This window comes from Escherichia sp. MAL-1 (assembly GCF_052948035.1).
Genome location: NZ_CM129609.1, coordinates 1,966,998 through 1,983,890 on the forward strand (window position 1 = coordinate 1,966,998; position 16,893 = coordinate 1,983,890).

Here is a 16,893-nt window from a genome sequence, read left to right on the forward strand (position 1 = left end):
GCCTCTCTAGCTGTAAAAGCTCTGCGCCAGCGAACCGACCAGCAATTGCCAGCCATCCACCAGTACAAACAGCATCAGTTTAAAGGGCAGAGCAATGGTGGCGGGGGGGACCATCATCATCCCCAATGCCATCAACACGCTGGCAATCACCAGGTCGATAATCAAAAAAGGAATGAAAATCGTGAAGCCTATCTGAAATGCGGTTTTCAACTCGCTGGTCACGTAGGCCGGGAGCAAAATGCGCATCGGCACGGCTTCAGGTCCCTGCAACGGGCCGGTATTCGCTAGTCTGGCAAACAACCCTAAATCTGCCTCACGGGTCTGACGCAGCATAAACTCACGTAGCGGCTGCGCCCCTTTTTCCAGCGCCTCCTGCATTGATATTTTCTCTTCGCTGAATGGCTGGTACGCATCGACATAAATTTTATCGATCACCGGTGACATAATAAAAAAGGTCAAAAATAGTGCCAGCCCCAGCAATACCTGGTTAGGTGGCGCGGAGGGCGTTCCCAGCGCGTTACGCAATAAACCAAAAACAATGATGATGCGGGTGAAACTGGTCATCATCAGTAAAATTGCCGGAATAAACGTCAACGAGGTGATGAACACCAGCGTCTGCACCGGGAGCGACCAGCTTTGTCCACCGCCAGGCAGCGGCTGGCTGGTGATACCCGGCAGTTGCGCGAAGGCGAGGGGCGTAACCAGCCAGAGAAGGACAGGTGCGACAGACAACAAACGACGCATCAGGATCTCCCACTACGCTTAAGCAAATTTTTCATGACCGACTGAAAATCGGTCTGCGGTATCTCTTCTGTTGGTGCTGAAGGGGGAAGTTTATGCAGCAGATTGATTTGCCCTGCGGTAACGCCGAGCACCAGCCGTGCATCTTCCACATCGACCACCACAACCCGTTCACGCGCGCCCAGCGAAGCACTGGCGCTAATTTTCAGACCGTTAACGCCAGTGCGTTTCGGGGCAAATCCCAACCGTTTTACCAGCCAGGCAGCAGCGAGGATCAGGGCAATAATGGCGATGAGTGCGCCGCTGACCTGCAGCAGTGGCGCAGCAGAAACCGGCGTGGAAGATTGCACAGTAGCGTGGTTATTCATCACTAACGGCTCAGGCGACGCATTCGCTCAGACGGAGTAATGATATCGGTGATCCGCACGCCATATTTATCGGCAACGACCACCACTTCGCCCTGGGCGATTAAATAACCGTTGATCAGAATATCCAGTGGTTCGCCCGCCAGACCGTCCAGCGCCACGACGGACCCTTGCGTCAGACGCAACAGCTCTTTGATGGTCATCCGCGTACGGCCCAGCTCGACGGTCAGCTTGACCGGAATATCCATTATCAGGTCGATATCCTGCAACGTTCCGCTGACATCACCACCGCCAAATTGCTGGAACACCGCGTCGGCAGCGCTTTTGCTGCTGGTTGATTTTTGTTCGCTCAACGCTTCAGCCCACAGATCGTCCATTGCGCCGTTGTTGTCATCGGCCGGATTATTCATGTCACTCATTTGGGCTGTTCCTCGTTCAGAGAATTTAAAATCGGGTTAATCAAATGTTCTATCCGTAACGCATACTGACCGTTGAGAGTGCCGTACTGACTGGTCAGCACCGGGACGCCGTCAACATGGGCGATGATGCGATCGGGTTTTTCTATCGGCAGGACGTCGCCGGGTTTCAGTTTTAAAATCTGCGACAGGCGTAGCGAGATATCGGCAAAGTTGGCGACCAGCTCCAGCTGTGAATGCTGCACCTGGCGCACCAGGTTATCGCGCCAGTTCTGATCTTCATTACGCGAGTTTTCCAGCGGCGGGTTAACCAACAATTCCCGTAGCGGCTCGATCATGCTGAATGGCAGACAGATATTAAATTCGCCGGTCAGGTTGCCAATCTCCACATGGAACGGCGTGTTAACCACAATGTCGTTCGGCGAGGTGGTGATATTGGTAAATTTCACCTGCATTTCCGAACGCACGTACTCAACTTCCAGCGGATTAATCGCCTTCCAGGCGTCGCTATAGCCTTCAAGCGCCAGCTTTAACATGCGGTTGATGACGCGCTGTTCGGTATGGGTAAACTCGCGACCTTCCACTTTGGTCGGGAAGCGTCCATCGCCGCCAAACAGGTTATCCACGGCGATAAACACCAGACTCGGTGAAAACACCACCAGCCCTGTGCCGCGCAGCGGTTTCAGATGGATAAGGTTCAGGTTGGTCGGCACCGGCAGGTTGCGGGCAAATTCATGGTACGGCTGAATGCGGATGGCCCCGACGGTTATATCCGGGCTACGACGCAGCAGGTTGAACAGCCCCATACGAAAATGGCGGGCAAAGCGCTCATTAATGATTTCCAGCGCCTGCAAACGTTCGCGCACAACCCGTCGTTGGGTATTCGGATCGTACGGACGAATGTCACTTTCGCCGCTAACACTGGCTGTCGGTTCGTCTTTGACTTCGCTGTCACCATTCAACAGCGCATCAATTTCAGCTTGAGAAAGAATACTATCGCCCATGTCGTTATCGCAGAATAAAAGCGGTATACAGCACGTCGGTGACATCCTGTTTCGGTTGCCCGGCAACAAGCGGGGTGGAAAGCGTGGTTTTAATCTCGGCAATCAGGTTTTTCTTGCCTTCTTCTGTCGCCAGTACGGCAGCATCCTGACGCGAAAACAGTAACAGCAAACGGCTACGGACTTCCGGCAAATACTCACTCAGCCGCGAGCGGGTAGCTTCATCTTTCAGGCGCAGGGTTATGCCGATATAAAGCACGCGATCCGCATCGCCCAAATTGACCGTGAAGGTATCCAGCGCGTAGAAGACCGGGGAGGGTACGACGCGTTGCTGCGCTTTGTCGTCAGCGGCAACCTGATGCGAATGCCAGTAGCTGTAACCTGCGCTGGCACAGGCCGCGAGGGTAATGAATACCAGAATCGGGATCCAAAGCGATCGCTTGCTTTTCTTGCTTATCGCGTAATCAGTCATGTGTTGCGGTCTTCCTGTGTCGCTACTGCTTATCGGCTAATTATCCTGCGTCTTGAGCGCAACAAAGCGGGGAAAAGACGCGGATTACGGTGCTACCTCTGACGTTAGGCGAAAATATCAACGCCGCTGTTGCCTGTTACACGCCCTTGTAAAGAGACGGGAACCGGAAGCGTATCGTCGTCTTCCCCCGCCAGAGGTTCATGGTTTACTGTGCGTTGGCTTTGCTGTTGTTGGGAAGCGGCCTGCTGCTGACCACTAAAGCTTTCGCCACTGATGTTGCTTTGCCCTAACTGAATGCCACTTTCGGCCAGCTGCGTTCGCAGTACCGGAAGCGCTGCTTCCAGGGCGGCGCGTACGTGTTGATGCGGTGAAACCATCTGGATTTGCGCCTGGTTATCATCCACTTTGAGGGAGATTTGCACTTCACCTAAATCCTGCGGGTGCAGACGCAACTCTGCACTTTGTTGCCCCTGGCGGGTGAACAGCGAAATATGCTGGCTTAATGATTGTTGCCATTCGTGAGAACCCAGCGGTGCACTCAACACAGGCGCGGCGACGGTGGGCAGTGGCTGTGTCTGGTGTGGAGTGATTAGCGGGCTGGCGGCAGCGGTCACCGGTGAAGGTGTGCTGATGACTTCCGCTTTACTCTGGGCTTCTGCTACCAGCGGTGTTAATGGCTGAGCTGGCGTGCCGGGGGCATCATCAGGCTGTGCTGTTGTGAGTTGCGCAGAAGTCAGTTTTGTGAAGAGCGTTGGTTTCTCTGCCGGTAACACGGTTGACGGCACATCAGTCACTTTGGGCGTATTGTCAAAACCCGGCAACATCGCAAAAAGGGCGCTCAGGCTTGCGGTGACGTCTTCATTCAGATCATCCGCTTTTTCGTCTTTTGCCGTATTGTTGCCAGCCACCGTAGCCATCGTCATCGTTTGAGCGGTGGTTAATGGTGTTGATGTGGATTGTTCGTCGTTGATGACAGGCGGTGTTTCATCCACAGGGATCAGTAAATCCGCTTGTTGCGCATCGGCAAGAATCTCGCTGACCAGCGGCTCGCCTTTTGTCGTGGGCTTATCTGTTGCCACCAGCAACTGGGGGGCCGCTTTGTCGGTAGTTGTCTCGCCTGCTAATGCTTCGCTCAACAACGCGAGAAAATCTTGTGCAGCATCGCTGGCTTTGCCGCCAGGCAATGTGGTGGTGTCAACGTCGGCGGTAATTAAGGGCGCTAAGCGAATCATTCAGGTTTCCTCATGGCGGCGCGCTGGGCGAACTCATCCATCTTTTTCTGATCGAGGCGGTTTTCTGCAAGCAGTGCCGCCGTGGATTGCCGTTCCTGCAGTGTCTGCCAGGCCTGCAAACGTTGTTTCTTTTCTCGCCAGCTGTTCAGGGCAATGTCAACTTTCTGCGTCCACTGATTAAGTTGCTGGCGATGCTGAGTAATGGCTTTTTCCAGCGTCTGGATAAACTGCTGATAGTTGATCCAGCGGTTGCTGGTCATCCCGGCACTCATATCGCTGTTGAGGTTATTGCGATATTCATTCTGATAATCGATCAGCATTTTGAGCTGTTCTTCCGCCTGCTGACACCCGCGACGCATTTCACCCAGCAGGCGCGCGGCATCCTCTACCTCTTTTTCTGCCAGATCTTTCAGGGTCGCCAGCGCGCCATGTTCTGCCATCTGCCGTTATCTCCTGGGTTATGACACTGTCGGGAAAATACGCTCCAGCCCCTGGAGAGACGCTTCCCAGTCCGCGCGTTCAAAAATGCCTTGTTGCAAATAGCCCTCCAGCTGCGGCCACAGGGCGATGGCTTTATCGAGCATCGGATCGCTGCCTTTGGCATACGCGCCGACGCTAACCAGATCGCGGTTACGCTGAAAACTCGACAACAGCTGTTTGAAGGTGCGCACTCGCGCGTAATGTTGCTCGCTGATCAACGCCGTCATTGCGCGGCTGATCGACGCTTCAATATCGATAGCCGGATAGTGCCCGGCTTCCGCCAGTCGGCGAGACAGCACAATGTGACCGTCGAGGATTGCCCGCGCGGAGTCGGCAATGGGGTCCTGCTGGTCATCGCCCTCGGTGAGCACGGTATAAAACGCGGTAATCGATCCGCCGCCGCTAATGCCATTTCCGGCACGCTCGACCAGTGCCGGTAATTTGGCAAACACCGACGGGGGATAACCTTTGGTGGCGGGTGGTTCGCCAATCGCCAGCGCAATTTCACGCTGGGCCATCGCGTAGCGGGTGAGGGAGTCCATAATCAGCAACACATGCTGACCACGATCGCGAAAATCTTCGGCAATGCGCGTGGCATAGGCGGCACCTTGCATTCGCAGAAGCGGAGAGACATCCGCCGGAGCGGCAATCACCACGGAGCGTGCACGCCCTTCGGCACCGAGGATATTCTCAATAAAATCTTTTACTTCGCGCCCACGTTCACCAATCAAACCCACGACAATGACATCGGCGCGGGTGTAACGTGCCATCATCCCCAGCAGCACACTTTTACCAACGCCGGACCCGGCAAACAGCCCCATACGCTGCCCACGCCCAACGGTAAGCAGGGCATTGATTGGGCGCACGCCGGTGTCCAGCACATGTTCAATCGGTGTACGTTGCAACGGGTTAAATGGCGGGGTAATCAGCGCACCGGTTTCCGTCGTATCGGGGGAGGGCAGGCCATCGAGCGGCTTACCGCTGCCGTCCAGAACGCGACCTAATAACGCCGGACCGAGCGGCAACTGCTTGCCGCTTTGCAGTCCTTCAGCCGAAATGTTTTTGGCATAAACCCGCGCGCCGGGCAGGACACCTTCCACTTCCTCCAGCGGCATTAAAAACAGCCGTTGACCGTTAAAGCCAACGACTTCGCTTTCTACTTCGTGCGTTTCGCTGCCGTTCTGACGCTCAATGACACAGGTTGCGCCGAGCGGCAATTGTAATCCGGTGGCTTCCAGCACCAGCCCGGTAGCGCGGGTTAATCGCCCGTAGCGACGTACCGCAGGCAACTGCGCCATTTTGGCTTCGAAGTTATCCAGCGTGGTTAGCCAGCGAGTCAGGCGCGTGGTCATTACACCACTCCTGGTGCTGCCAGACGGCAGAGTTCTTGCCAGCGAGTGGCGACACTGGCGTCGAGATCGCCTTCATCGGCGGAGACTTTACAGCCGCCAGGATGGAGTGTGGGATCGCCCCGCAAGCGCCAGCCATGCAAACTTAAGGTTGCGCCGAGCATATCATCCACACGTTGCAGATCATCCGGGTGCACGCGCAGCTGTGGTTTACCGCTGAATAACGGTTCTTGCTGCAACAACTGTTGGATCTGTTTGATCAGTGCCGAGTTATCCACTGTTGGCGTCTGACCGATGACCTGACGTGCCGCCTCCAGCGCCATCTGCATCAGGCGCGAAGCAATCACACTATCAAGTGCATCAAGGGTAGTTTGAAATTCGCTGACCAGTTGCTGCATCCGGGCATGAATTGGCGCTTGTTGAGACTTCGCCTCTGCCAGACCTTGCTCCAGCCCCTGGGCCAGTCCTTCCTGATAGCCCTGCTCATGACCTTGCTGGCGACCTTCGGCAATCCCCGCCTGATAACCTTGCTCATGGGCCTGCATTTGCAGTTGCGCCAGTTGCTGCTCAAGGCTGGGTTCGGCCTCTTCAATGATGGTTTCTTCCGGCTCGACCATGGGCACAAACTCTGCCTGTGGTGGCGCGAGATCGTCCGGCGTCCAGGTTTTCCACGGCAGATTATCAGACATAGGTATCCTCGCCGCTGCCAATTACCATCTCGCCAGTTTCGGCAAGGCGGCGCACAATCAGCAGAATCGCTTTCTGTTCGTTTTCCACCTGCGACAGACGCACCGGACCACGGTTGGCGAGATCGTCGCGCAGAATATCGGCGGCACGCTGCGACATATTGCGCAGGAATTTCTCGCGCAGTGGCTGCTCGGCCCCTTTCAGCGCGATCAACAGCGATTCGGAATCTACTTCCTGCAACAGACGCTGAATGCTGCGATCGTCGACATCCACCAGATTCTCGAACAGGAACATCTCGTCGATGATTTTCTGCGCCAGCTCGCCGTCGAATTCGCGCACGGCGGTAATAACGGCTTCTTCCTGCTGAGTTTTCATCAGGTTGATAATTTCGGCTGCCGTTCTCACGCCGCCCATTTTGCTGCGCTTGAGATTCTGACCGTCGAGCAAGCCATTCAGTACTTCGGTCAGCTCCGCCAGCGCGGCTGGCTGCACGCCGCCAAAGGTGGCGATACGCAACATCACGTCGTGGCGCAGACGTTCATCGAACAACGCCAGAATATCGGCGGCCTGGGCGCGCTTCAGATGCACCAGAATGGTGGCGATAATTTGCGGATGCTCATCGCGAATCAGATCGGCGGCACTCTGCGGCTCCATAAAGTTGAGCGTTTCAATACCGCTGGCGGTATCGCGAGTTTCGAGAATATCTTCCAGCAGGCTGGCGGCACGTTCTTCACCCAGAGCTTTGACCAATACCGAACGCAGATAATCGTTGGCGTTGATATTCAGTGCGGCAAACTGTTCAGCTTCTTGCTCAAATTCCGCCAGCACATCGGTTAGCTGCTTGTTGGAGATCTGCGTGACGTTCGCCATTGCAGCGCTAAGAGTTTGCACTTCGCGCTGGGAGAGGTGCTTGAACACCTCTGCCGCCCGGTCTTCGCCAATGGTCATCAGCAGGATGACGCTTTTATCGGTGCCTGTCAGGTTACTCATGATCGTTATTTATCCACTGGCGAATGACCAGCGCCACCACGCGCGGATCGTTATCAGACATTTCACGGATACGCTGGCTCATGACTTCTGCCCCCAGACGTTGGTTAGCGCGTCGTTGTTGGAGTTGTTCGTCTTTGCTCAGGCGGACTTCCACCGCATCTTCCACTTCCTCACGGGCCTGCGCCTGTTGCTGTACAGCTTTCATCGCCTCGGCGCGACGTGTTAACTGCGGGCGTACCGCTTTCCGCCACAGCAGCCACGCCACCAGCAGTACCAGCAACCAGCGACCGGCAGCCAGCAACTGATCGATAAACGCTTGCTGTTGCCAGAACGGCAGTTCTCCGCCGCTTTCGTCACTGCTATTGAACGGCGAGTTAACGACATTGAGCGAGTCACCGCGTTTTTCAGAAAAGCCCATCGCCTCGCGGGTCAGATCTTCAATTTGCTTCATCTGTTCGTTGCTGAGAGGCAATGGTTTACCGTCTGGCAAGGTTTTGTAATTCACCACTACCGCGACTGACAGACGTTGCACATCGCCCACGTTCATTTTGGTATGACGAATGGTGCGATCGACTTCGTAGTTACTGGTTTCATTCCGCTGTGTGCTACGCGGCCCGCTATTGCTGGTGGTGCTCGCCTGCTGCTGGCGGTTATTTTGATTTGCCGGAGGCGTGCTGATTGGCGCGTTATTCGCAGGTGCCGGTTGATTCGACAACGCCCCCGGTACGCCGCCCGGATAACCGGAACCGCTTTGCTCGCTCTCATTAAGCTGGCGTGAACGAAGCGCCGCATGAGATTCATCACCGTTAGGGCGATACTGTTCTTCCGTTTGTTCTTTACTGGCGAAGTCCAGCTGCGCCGTGACCTGGGCGTGAATATTACCGTTACCAACAATAGGCGACAGGATTGCTTCAATACGCCGCTGAATACGGCCTTCGACATCGCTGGCATATTTCAACTGAGCATCATTAAGATCGCGCCCGCTGGTATTGGACTGGGTTAACAGATGTCCGCCCTGATCCACCAGCGTGACGTTTCCCGGCGGCAGACCAGCAACGGCGCTGGAAACCAGATGCACAATGGCGCTAATTTGCCCTTCATCGAGTGCGCGGCCGGGTAACAGATTTACCGTCACCGATGCAGAAGGGGATTTTTGTTCACGGACGAATAAAGACGGTTTCGGCATTGCCAGATGTACGCGCGCCCCTTTTACCGGGCCGATAGTTTCGATGGTACGAGAAAGCTCGCCTTCCAGCGCCCGCTGATAATTCACCTGTTCGCTGAACTGGCTGATACCAAACTTTTCCTGATCGAGTAGTTCAAAACCGACCGCGCCGCCTTTGGGCAAACCTTGTTGTGCCAGGCGCAGACGCAGTTCGTGAACTTTATCTGCCGGAACTTCAATAGCGCCGCTGGCTTCGCTGAAGCGGTAAGGAATATTCATTTGCGTCAGTTGGCTGACAATTGCGCCACCATCCTGATCGGAAAGATTGCTGAATAATGTGCGGTAGTCGGGGGCTTTCGCCCACAGGATCAGTGCGACCATGACCGCCACTGCCGCGGAACCGGCAACAATCAATGGAATTTTCGGATTCGCACGCAGGCGATTAAGCCACTCAAGAGATTTTGTCTGGGCTGCAGTCGCATTCATCGCGCACCTCGTGGCTGATTATGGACGGCGTTATTGGCAAAGTGGAACAAGACTCACTCCCGGGTCAGCAAACTCGAAAAATTGACGCTCCCATTATTTGTGCTTTCGTTTTTTTCTATCCGCCAATAAACCCGTTTTTTTGTTGCTATTTAGCGCCTTTGTCTTATTGACTTACTGGTAGGCTTTGCTACCAGAAATTATCCGGGAGACGAAAATGTCAGCGATACAGGGGATTGAAGGGGTTATCAGCCAGTTACAGGCTACGGCGATGAGTGCGCGTGCGCAGGATTCACTGCCGCAACCGTCCATTAGTTTTGCCGGGCAGCTGCACGCCGCGCTCGATCGCATAAGCGATACACAAACAGCCGCCCGCACGGAGGCAGAAAAATTCACCCTCGGTGAACCCGGCGTGGCGTTAAACGATGTGATGACCGATATGCAAAAAGCCTCAGTTTCTATGCAAATGGGGATTCAGGTGCGTAATAAGCTGGTGGCGGCGTATCAGGAAGTGATGTCCATGCAGGTGTAGGTTTTGTAACCTGTTGTTAATTACTTCCAATCTCACCGCTTGGGGCATGGATGGGGCAAACTCACTCAATTTCTGGTTTAAAATGGATACCTGATCCTGAAAGTTTTCTGCCATCCACGATCCGTAAACGCGATAACATGTTTTGTCTTCGCTTTGCTCATAGGAAGAGTGAACTCTTTTGTTAGCCTGGGGTTCCTTCTGATCATTATTGTTCCTGCCTTTATGTCTTGCCACGCCAGAGCCCCCTGGATACACATACACCAGGATGAAAACGGTGAGTTGTGTTCAAACTGTAGTACAATTCTCTCCAGTATGAACAGGAAAGAATATGCTATGAACCCTTATATTTATCTTGGTGGCGCAATACTTGCAGAGGTCATTGGTACAACCTTAATGAAGTTTTCAGAGGGGTTTACACGGTTATGGCCCTCTGTTGGCACAATTATTTGCTATTGTGCATCATTTTGGTTATTAGCTCAGACACTGGCTTATATACCTACAGGGATTGCTTATGCTATCTGGTCAGGAGTCGGTATCGTTCTGATTAGTTTGCTTTCCTGGGGATTTTTTGGCCAACGACTGGACTTGCCAGCCATCATAGGCATGATGTTGATTTGTGCCGGTGTGTTAGTCATTAACTTGTTGTCACGAAGCGCACCGCATTAAAAAATAATCATCCTTGAGATAACAGGAATCTGATTTGTGCATATTATGGCTAATGTTCGGGGCAACTTTATAATTATGATTGCATTTGCGCGATCATTGCGCCTTTTTGCATAATGAGATCAATGCACATCAAATAAAATAACGATAGGTCACAACAAAGAGGTTTTTATGAAAAAACTTATCGTTTCAAGTGTATTGGCATTCATAACATTTTCTGCGCAGGCCGCAGCATTTCAGGTCACTAGTAATGAAATAAAAACAGGAGAGCAACTTACAACGTCTCATGTATTTTCTGGATTTGGGTGTGAGGGGGGTAATACATCGCCTTCATTAACCTGGTCTGGTGCTCCAGAAGGCACCAAAAGCTTTGCCGTAACTGTGTATGATCCAGATGCGCCTACAGGCAGCGGATGGTGGCACTGGACTGTTGCTAATATTCCAGCAACGGTAACATATTTGCCCGCTGATGCAGGAAGACGTGATGGTACAAAACTTCCGACTGGTGCTGTCCAAGGCCGAAATGATTTTGGCTATGCGGGATTTGGTGGAGCATGTCCTCCCAAAGGAGATAAACCCCATCATTACCAGTTTAAAATATGGGCTCTAAAAACTGATAAGATTCCTGTGGATTCTAATTCCAGCGGAGCGTTAGTTGGTTATATGCTTAATGCCAATAAAATTGCAACCGCTGAGATAATACCCGTTTATGAGGTAAAGTAGGATAAGAGTATGCTGGCAAAAGATAGGACTAACCTAAAGATTGAAGAAATACGGATGCATAAACATCATGAGATTCACAGGGTTAAGCCTCTTATGCCAGCTTTATGTCGTATCCGTCAGGGAAAAAAAGTTATCAATTGGGAGACGCATAGTCTAACTGTTGATAATAATCAGATAATATTATTTCCCTGTGGATATGAATTTTATATTGCGAATTACCCAGAAGCAGGTCTTTATCTTGCAGAAATGCTTTATTATCCCATTGATCTAATTGAAAAGTTCCAAAATCTTTATGCGATAACCGATCAAATTCGTAACACGACAGGTTTCTGCTTACCTCAGAATCCCGAGTTAATATATTGTTGGGAGCAACTAAAAACATCTATTTCCCGAGGCTTCTCAACGCAAATTCAGGAACACTTAGCAATGGGCGTTCTACTTTCATTAGGAGCACATCATGTTAATTGTTTACTTTTATCAGATAGTAAACAATCATTAACAAGTCGTTGTTATAACCTAATGCTATCCGAACCTGGAACAAAATGGACAGCAAACAAGGTAGCGAGATATCTCTACATTTCTGTTTCCACATTGCATCGCCGTCTGGCAAGCGAGGGAGTAAGTTTTCAAAGTATATTGGACGACGTGAGGTTAAATAATGCGTTGTCTGCTATACAAACGACAGTAAAACCCATCAGCGAGATTGCCAGGGAAAATGGTTACAAGTGTCCTTCTCGTTTTACTGAAAGGTTCCATAATCGTTTTAAGATAACACCAAGAGAGCTAAGAAAAGCGTCCAGAGAGTAAAAGTATTTTATGAAGGAGCAACAGCATCGATTTTTATTTTGGAAAATAAATACGGCATACTCAACCTATTGGAGCCTGAACAATCCGGTGACTTCTGCGCTAATCGGGGACGTTTATAAGCACATATAATTGATACTATCTTCCTCCATCACAATTTCAGAAATGCACGTGTGATTTTTTTGCATCCGGCGTTTGGACTATGTGGAGTTCAAGAGTGGGAAAGTTACAAGAGGTTGAGGGGATAATTAAAGGGATGCTTATGACATTAGATATCCGGATAGGTACGGATATCGTTGTTATTAAATCTAGTTTGTTGTTATTAAATCTAGTTCGTTGTTATTAAATCTGGTTTATACGTTAAGATGCAGCTACAGCAGAAATTGCCACTGTTAATTTTTTCATCGTGAGCCCTTTTATTTGAACTATTATTTAAAAATGATGTCACTGCACTATAAATATTCATCCAATCAATGAGATTATTTCAAGATGTAAGTTTTAGTTTCTCATTTAAATTGTGAAGTAGAACCCTATCTTTATCTGAACTGTTTCTATTGCACACAATGCATGACTATTTTGTGAACGAATATAAATTTGGTAGTCAAATTATATCAAAGGTTGTTATTTATGATTGACTCATAATTTATTTATTTAATTTAAATAGCCTAGAAATAACCATGGAAATTATTTGCATGATGTTTGTTTGGATTTATTAATGTAATTGAGGTGGTTTTATTTAATACGCAATATAGCGCCGCTTGATATTAGTTCTATTTTTTTTTGCGTAAGATAGATGAGACAAACTGAGACGCATAATGGTTTGCAAGGCTCTAATACTTTGATGTTGAGGATGTGATGGGGCATGTACGGGGCATAGTACAATGATGTCCATGCTGGTGTAGGTAATCTCCAGGCTTATCCGGTGCGCCGTAAAACCCCGTCCTTCAGGGCGGGGATATAAGGCGCGGTTTTCCACCTGACCAGGTGTTTGCTGTTGTTCAACGTATTGGCGGATGACGGATATTGGCGCACCTCCGCAGCTACTGGCAAAATAGCCAGGACTCCACAAAACGCCTTTGTAGTAATACCTGACTGCAATATCTGGTCGATCTCGTCGCAGTCACCTACCCGATACGCCTTTGAGGCTGTTTACCAGACTGGATATCGCCAGTTTGGGAGGATAGTTAATTAACAAATGGACGTGATCTGGTTCGCCATCCATTTCAACCAGTTCAGCTTCAAAATCAGCACATACATTTGAAAAGTAAGCGCGTAGTTTTTCTGTCGCGTCATGGTCAAAAATCTGACGTCGGTATCTGGTGACAAAGACCAGGTGAACATGCATCAGGAAAACACAATGCCTTCCCCGTCGGATATCGGTTTCTTTATTCATAGACCAAAGTATCATTTGGCCTGTGAAACGATTACAGGCATTTAAATTCCAGTTAAGACCAGGTGGTCAACAGGAGTGTGAAATGAGGCGCTTCGCAGGCGCATGTCGTTTCGTTTTCAATCGTGCTCTGGCACGTCAGAATGAGAATCATGAGGCCGGTAATAAATACATCCCTTACGGGAAAATGGCTTCCTGGCTGGTTGAGTGGAAAAATGCCACTGAAACGCAATGGCTTAAAGATTCTCCCTCACAGCCATTGCAACAGTCACTGAAAGACCTTGAGCGGGCTTACAAAAACTTCTTCCGGAAGCGGGCTGCTTTTCCCCGATTCAAAAAGCGGGGACAGAATGATGCATTCCGCTACCCGCAGGGCGTTAAGCTCGATCAGGAAAACAGCCGTATTTTTCTGCCGAAACTGGGCTGGATGCGCTACCGGAACAGCCGTCAGGTCACGGGTGTTGTGAAAAATGTCACTGTCAGCCAGTCCTGCGGTAAGTGGTACATCAGTATTCAGACAGAAAGTGAAGTATCAACTCCGGTTCACCCTTCAGCATCAATGGTCGGGCTGGATGCTGGCGTGGCTAAACTCGCCACGCTGTCAGATGGCACAGTCTTTGAGCCTGTAAACAGTTTGCAGAAAAACTAGAAGAAGCTGGCGAGACTTCAGCGGCAGTTAAGCCGCAAGGTCAAATTCAGCAACAACTGGCAGAAGCAGAAATGCAAAATACAGCGACTGCATTCCCGTATCGCAAATATCCGCAGGGACTACCTTCACAAAGTCACAACGACCGTCAGCAAAAACCACGCAATGATAGTCATTGAGGATTTGAAGGTCAGCAACATGTCAAAGTCAGCAGCGGGTACGGTCAGCCAGCCGGGGCGCAATGTCCGGGCAAAATCAGGTTTAAACCGTCCGATACTGGATCAGGGCTGGTATGAAATGCGCCGCCAGCTTGAGTACAAGCAGCTCTGGAGTGGCGGTCAGGTGCTTGCTGTTCCGCCAGCGTACACAAGCCAGCGTTGCGCGTGCTGTGGTCATACAGCGAAAGAAAATCGCCTGTCACAAAGTAAATTCAGATGCCAGGTATGTGGATATACAGCGAACGCCGATGTAAATGGCGCTCGTAACATTTTAGCGGCGGGGCACGCCGTTCTTGCCTGTGGAGGATGTCAACAAACAGGTTGAATTAACTCCGCGCCCTGGTTTTTGACATTACCTACCGCGCGCGATACCGGGTGCCAGGTGAACTGGTTTGCTGGCACACAGCCGTTGGTAGCAATTTCTGATGCTTCTTTACCGCCAATCTCTTGCCGCATCCATTCCCGCGCAGCTTCTGGCGACAGTACCAGCGGGCGGCGGTCATGAATATCTACCAGACCCTGGTCTGCTGCTGCAGTGACAATTAAAAATCCTTCGGCTTCGTCACCGCGCTCAAACGGTGTGCTACCTATCGCGGCCATAAAAACAGGTTATCCGTCAGCACGATAGATAAAATAAGGCTGTTTTTTGTCGCCTTCTTTTTTCCACTCAAACCAGCCATCGGCAAAACAGATTGCCCGACCATGTTGCCAGAGCGGTTTAAACATACGACTGGTGGCCGCAGTTTCTACGCGGGCGTTAATCAGCGGCGGTTTATCCCACCATCCGGGAGCATATCCCCAGAAAACCGGATCCAGATGAAGGTGTTCATCACGTTCACTGAGCAGAAGAACTTTGGTTCCCGGCGCGACGTTGTATCTGCCAATGGGTTCGGGATCATAGGGAATATCGCGTTCAATATCTTCCGCGAGAAGCGCAAGGTAATCTTCACGCGTTTGGGATTGGGCAAAGCGTCCACACATAGCAACCTCCTGAGAGCACACTGAAAAGAATAGGAGAGGGGGCGGGTAAAATCTATGTGGTACAGAGGCAACGATATTCCCGCTGTTGGCCACAGCGGGAATGAGGGATTACTTCTGAATTAAATAACGAATGGTCGGCCCGTCTTGCTGAATATCCAGCACCGTATAGCCGTGATTACGAGCATCCAGTGGAATATTATTGATCGACTGCGGACAGTCGCTCACCACTTCCAGGATCTCACCTTTTTTTAACTGCGGCATCGCCTCAAGGGTTGCGACTGCCGGATAAGGGCAGGGTTCACCCACCATATCAAGGCGGTAATCAGGAACGATATTTTTCATGCGATCTCCTTAGCAGTCTGCGGTGCCGCACGGCGGAAGAAGCGTTTTTCCCAGCCGATAATCAACATCAGCGCAGTAAACAACAGCAAATATGTCACCAGCAGGCCACCCATCGGGCCAAAGGTTTTCAGCAGGTTGATTTTGTCCCAGTCGGTGGCCAGCGCCGGAGCGAAATCATCCCAGTAATACGCCAGAATCGTTGAGCCGATCACGTTGCCCAGACCGACCCACCAGTAGTGCACCTGGCCTTCTACCGCGCGGTACATCCAGCCGGTTTCGCAGCCGCCTGCCAGCACGATGCCAAAACCAAACAGTAAACCACCAATTACCGCGTTTGGTCCCGCCCACATGATTTTGGGTTCAACGCCTAACTGTACGTAACTGAAGATCCCGATGGCACTCACCGCCATACCGATAATGATTGCTTTCGCCATGTGGGTACGTCCGGTGATCCACATATCGCGGAACGCCGAAGTAAAGCAGATTTGCGCACGTTCAATCAGTAAACCAAAGCCGACGCCAAACAGCATTGCCAGCCCCAGTTTGGGTTGGTTCATCGCCGTGAGCAGCGCCCAGCCCAGCATACCGAAAAAGACCAGCATCCCGAGACGAAAACGACGCCGCGCCTGATCCGGTTTTTGCGTCAGCGGTGAGGCGGCAGAAACTTTCTGCATTTTCACGGGAATACGGAAGATGGGCAGCAGGGTAAAGCGTGCGCCAAACCATGAACCAATGGCAGTGGCGATGGCAAAGAACCAGGCATGCAGCGAGAACTGAGGAATACCGGTAAAGAACGCCGCCAGGTTACAGCCCATTGCCAGACGCGCGCCAAAACCAGCGATAATACCGCCAATGATGGCCTGCATAATGCGGATACGGCTGCGTGGCATGCGCAGTTTGACATTGTTGGCCCACAGCGCTGCGGCAAAGCAGCCGCCAAACATACCGAGGATCATCATCCCGTCGATGCGGGTTAATGGCGATCCTTCCAGATGGATAATTTTAAAATAACCCCACTCTTCAGCATGGACGCCAAACAGCTGCAGGAGCTGACCGCCCCAACGGGTAAATTCACCCGTGACAGCCCAAAAGGTGCCAGTAATGCCAAAATAGTAAGTGGAGAGAATACCCGCCGCGATGACCGCAGGGATGGGTGCCCAGAATTTAATCAACCAGGCGTGTTTGAATTGCTGCCATGACATGAATGTAGCCT

17 protein-coding genes and 4 pseudogenes are annotated in these 16,893 nt (G+C 51.3%); 5 read left to right on the forward strand and 16 right to left on the reverse strand.

Annotated features, from left to right (window positions below; translation table 11 throughout):
- Window positions 1-6 precede the first annotated feature (6 nt).
- From fliP to fliF, 11 genes are all read right to left on the reverse strand, one after another.
- Entirely contained in the window at window positions 7-744 is a 738-nt protein-coding gene (fliP, locus tag ACU8XX_RS09465) for a flagellar type III secretion system pore protein FliP (RefSeq protein WP_001253450.1), read from the reverse strand.
- The gene (gene fliO, locus ACU8XX_RS09470; protein WP_001295640.1) at window positions 744-1,109 is read right to left on the reverse strand and encodes a flagellar biosynthetic protein FliO; all 366 of its coding nucleotides are present in this window, start codon (window positions 1,107-1,109) and stop codon (window positions 744-746) included. Before fliO ends, fliP begins: the two co-directional genes overlap by 1 nt.
- Window positions 1,110-1,111: 2 nt before the next feature.
- Window positions 1,112-1,525, reverse strand: coding sequence for a flagellar motor switch protein FliN (gene fliN / locus ACU8XX_RS09475; RefSeq protein WP_001282098.1), 414 nt, complete (start codon window positions 1,523-1,525; stop codon window positions 1,112-1,114).
- On the reverse strand, window positions 1,522-2,526 hold the full coding sequence (fliM, locus tag ACU8XX_RS09480; protein WP_001295641.1) for a flagellar motor switch protein FliM: 1,005 nt from the start codon (window positions 2,524-2,526) through the stop codon (window positions 1,522-1,524). The genes fliN and fliM overlap by 4 nt, the downstream gene beginning before the upstream one ends.
- A 4-nt stretch (window positions 2,527-2,530) precedes the next feature.
- Window positions 2,531-2,995, reverse strand: a complete 465-nt coding sequence (gene fliL / locus ACU8XX_RS09485) for a flagellar basal body-associated protein FliL (RefSeq protein WP_000133106.1) — start codon at window positions 2,993-2,995, stop codon at window positions 2,531-2,533.
- Between the two features lie 104 nt (window positions 2,996-3,099).
- The gene (locus ACU8XX_RS09490) at window positions 3,100-4,227 is read right to left on the reverse strand and encodes a flagellar hook-length control protein FliK (RefSeq protein WP_032174102.1); all 1,128 of its coding nucleotides are present in this window, start codon (window positions 4,225-4,227) and stop codon (window positions 3,100-3,102) included.
- Window positions 4,224-4,667, reverse strand: coding sequence for a flagellar export protein FliJ (gene fliJ, locus ACU8XX_RS09495; RefSeq protein WP_000807584.1), 444 nt, complete (start codon window positions 4,665-4,667; stop codon window positions 4,224-4,226). Before fliJ ends, ACU8XX_RS09490 begins: the two co-directional genes overlap by 4 nt.
- Window positions 4,668-4,685: 18 nt before the next feature.
- Window positions 4,686-6,059: a flagellar protein export ATPase FliI gene (gene fliI, locus ACU8XX_RS09500; protein WP_000213294.1), complete on the reverse strand. Its 1,374-nt coding sequence runs from the start codon at window positions 6,057-6,059 to the stop codon at window positions 4,686-4,688.
- Complete coding sequence (gene fliH, locus ACU8XX_RS09505; RefSeq protein WP_001282694.1) at window positions 6,059-6,745, reverse strand: flagellar assembly protein FliH; 687 nt, start codon at window positions 6,743-6,745, stop codon at window positions 6,059-6,061. The genes fliI and fliH overlap by 1 nt, the downstream gene beginning before the upstream one ends.
- Window positions 6,738-7,733 (reverse strand): flagellar motor switch protein FliG, encoded by a 996-nt coding sequence (gene fliG, locus ACU8XX_RS09510; RefSeq protein ID WP_000067950.1) that lies wholly within the window; start codon window positions 7,731-7,733, stop codon window positions 6,738-6,740. Before fliG ends, fliH begins: the two co-directional genes overlap by 8 nt.
- Window positions 7,726-9,384, reverse strand: a complete 1,659-nt coding sequence (fliF, locus tag ACU8XX_RS09515; protein ID WP_000994427.1) for a flagellar basal-body MS-ring/collar protein FliF — start codon at window positions 9,382-9,384, stop codon at window positions 7,726-7,728. Before fliF ends, fliG begins: the two co-directional genes overlap by 8 nt.
- A gap of 214 nt (window positions 9,385-9,598) precedes the next feature.
- Here fliF and fliE point away from each other — a divergent pair, with 214 nt between their 5' ends.
- Window positions 9,599-9,913 carry a flagellar hook-basal body complex protein FliE gene (fliE, locus tag ACU8XX_RS09520; protein WP_001274294.1) on the forward strand — a complete coding sequence of 105 codons (315 nt, stop codon included), beginning with the start codon at window positions 9,599-9,601 and terminating at the stop codon, window positions 9,911-9,913.
- 33 nt (window positions 9,914-9,946) lie between these two features.
- Here the strand turns inward: fliE and ACU8XX_RS09525 are convergent.
- Window positions 9,947-10,048 (reverse strand): annotated as a pseudogene (locus ACU8XX_RS09525) (integrase); the annotation flags it as partial.
- 198 nt (window positions 10,049-10,246) lie between these two features.
- Between ACU8XX_RS09525 and emrE the strand changes: the two are divergent.
- The 3 genes from emrE (at window position 10,247) to ACU8XX_RS09540 (ending at window position 12,106) form a co-directional block, all read left to right on the forward strand.
- The gene (emrE, locus tag ACU8XX_RS09530) at window positions 10,247-10,579 is read left to right on the forward strand and encodes a multidrug efflux SMR transporter EmrE (RefSeq protein WP_001070440.1); all 333 of its coding nucleotides are present in this window, start codon (window positions 10,247-10,249) and stop codon (window positions 10,577-10,579) included.
- A gap of 168 nt (window positions 10,580-10,747) precedes the next feature.
- A complete protein-coding gene (gene ybcL, locus ACU8XX_RS09535) occupies window positions 10,748-11,299 on the forward strand; it encodes a Raf kinase inhibitor-like protein YbcL (RefSeq protein WP_000734031.1) in 552 nt (183 codons plus the stop codon).
- A gap of 9 nt (window positions 11,300-11,308) precedes the next feature.
- On the forward strand, window positions 11,309-12,106 hold the full coding sequence (locus tag ACU8XX_RS09540; protein ID WP_000879835.1) for a helix-turn-helix transcriptional regulator: 798 nt from the start codon (window positions 11,309-11,311) through the stop codon (window positions 12,104-12,106).
- A gap of 979 nt (window positions 12,107-13,085) precedes the next feature.
- On the opposite strand, the pseudogene tnpA reads toward ACU8XX_RS09540, so the two are convergent.
- Window positions 13,086-13,511, reverse strand: a pseudogene (gene tnpA, locus ACU8XX_RS09545) (IS200/IS605 family transposase); the annotation flags it as partial.
- A gap of 7 nt (window positions 13,512-13,518) precedes the next feature.
- Here tnpA and ACU8XX_RS09550 point away from each other — a divergent pair.
- Window positions 13,519-14,682, forward strand: a pseudogene (locus ACU8XX_RS09550) (RNA-guided endonuclease InsQ/TnpB family protein).
- Here ACU8XX_RS09550 and ACU8XX_RS09555 read toward each other — a convergent pair.
- From ACU8XX_RS09555 to yedE, 3 genes and pseudogenes are all read right to left on the reverse strand, one after another.
- A pseudogene (locus tag ACU8XX_RS09555) lies at window positions 14,667-15,338 on the reverse strand (SOS response-associated peptidase). The pseudogenes ACU8XX_RS09550 and ACU8XX_RS09555 sit on opposite strands and share 16 nt — an antisense overlap.
- 108 nt (window positions 15,339-15,446) lie before the next feature.
- Entirely contained in the window at window positions 15,447-15,680 is a 234-nt protein-coding gene (yedF, locus tag ACU8XX_RS09560; protein ID WP_000790504.1) for a sulfurtransferase-like selenium metabolism protein YedF, read from the reverse strand.
- Window positions 15,677-16,882, reverse strand: a complete 1,206-nt coding sequence (gene yedE, locus ACU8XX_RS09565; protein WP_000118901.1) for a selenium metabolism membrane protein YedE/FdhT — start codon at window positions 16,880-16,882, stop codon at window positions 15,677-15,679. The genes yedF and yedE overlap by 4 nt, the downstream gene beginning before the upstream one ends.
- Window positions 16,883-16,893: the final 11 nt, after the last annotated feature.

Bases quoted from the DNA above. Each gene is read 5' to 3' on its own strand.
- fliP (WP_001253450.1), bottom strand. From the start codon at position 744: ATGCGTCGTTTGTTGTCTGTCGCACCTGTCCTTCTCTGGCTGGTTACG.
- fliO (WP_001295640.1), bottom strand. From the start codon at position 1,109: ATGAATAACCACGCTACTGTGCAATCTTCCACGCCGGTTTCTGCTGCG.
- fliN (WP_001282098.1), bottom strand. From the start codon at position 1,525: ATGAGTGACATGAATAATCCGGCCGATGACAACAACGGCGCAATGGAC.
- fliM (WP_001295641.1), bottom strand. From the start codon at position 2,526: ATGGGCGATAGTATTCTTTCTCAAGCTGAAATTGATGCGCTGTTGAAT.
- fliL (WP_000133106.1), bottom strand. From the start codon at position 2,995: ATGACTGATTACGCGATAAGCAAGAAAAGCAAGCGATCGCTTTGGATC.
- ACU8XX_RS09490 (WP_032174102.1), bottom strand. From the start codon at position 4,227: ATGATTCGCTTAGCGCCCTTAATTACCGCCGACGTTGACACCACCACA.
- fliJ (WP_000807584.1), bottom strand. From the start codon at position 4,667: ATGGCAGAACATGGCGCGCTGGCGACCCTGAAAGATCTGGCAGAAAAA.
- fliI (WP_000213294.1), bottom strand. From the start codon at position 6,059: ATGACCACGCGCCTGACTCGCTGGCTAACCACGCTGGATAACTTCGAA.
- fliH (WP_001282694.1), bottom strand. From the start codon at position 6,745: ATGTCTGATAATCTGCCGTGGAAAACCTGGACGCCGGACGATCTCGCG.
- fliG (WP_000067950.1), bottom strand. From the start codon at position 7,733: ATGAGTAACCTGACAGGCACCGATAAAAGCGTCATCCTGCTGATGACC.
- fliF (WP_000994427.1), bottom strand. From the start codon at position 9,384: ATGAATGCGACTGCAGCCCAGACAAAATCTCTTGAGTGGCTTAATCGC.
- fliE (WP_001274294.1), top strand. From the start codon at position 9,599: ATGTCAGCGATACAGGGGATTGAAGGGGTTATCAGCCAGTTACAGGCT.
- emrE (WP_001070440.1), top strand. From the start codon at position 10,247: ATGAACCCTTATATTTATCTTGGTGGCGCAATACTTGCAGAGGTCATT.
- ybcL (WP_000734031.1), top strand. From the start codon at position 10,748: ATGAAAAAACTTATCGTTTCAAGTGTATTGGCATTCATAACATTTTCT.
- ACU8XX_RS09540 (WP_000879835.1), top strand. From the start codon at position 11,309: ATGCTGGCAAAAGATAGGACTAACCTAAAGATTGAAGAAATACGGATG.
- yedF (WP_000790504.1), bottom strand. From the start codon at position 15,680: ATGAAAAATATCGTTCCTGATTACCGCCTTGATATGGTGGGTGAACCC.
- yedE (WP_000118901.1), bottom strand. From the start codon at position 16,882: ATGTCATGGCAGCAATTCAAACACGCCTGGTTGATTAAATTCTGGGCA.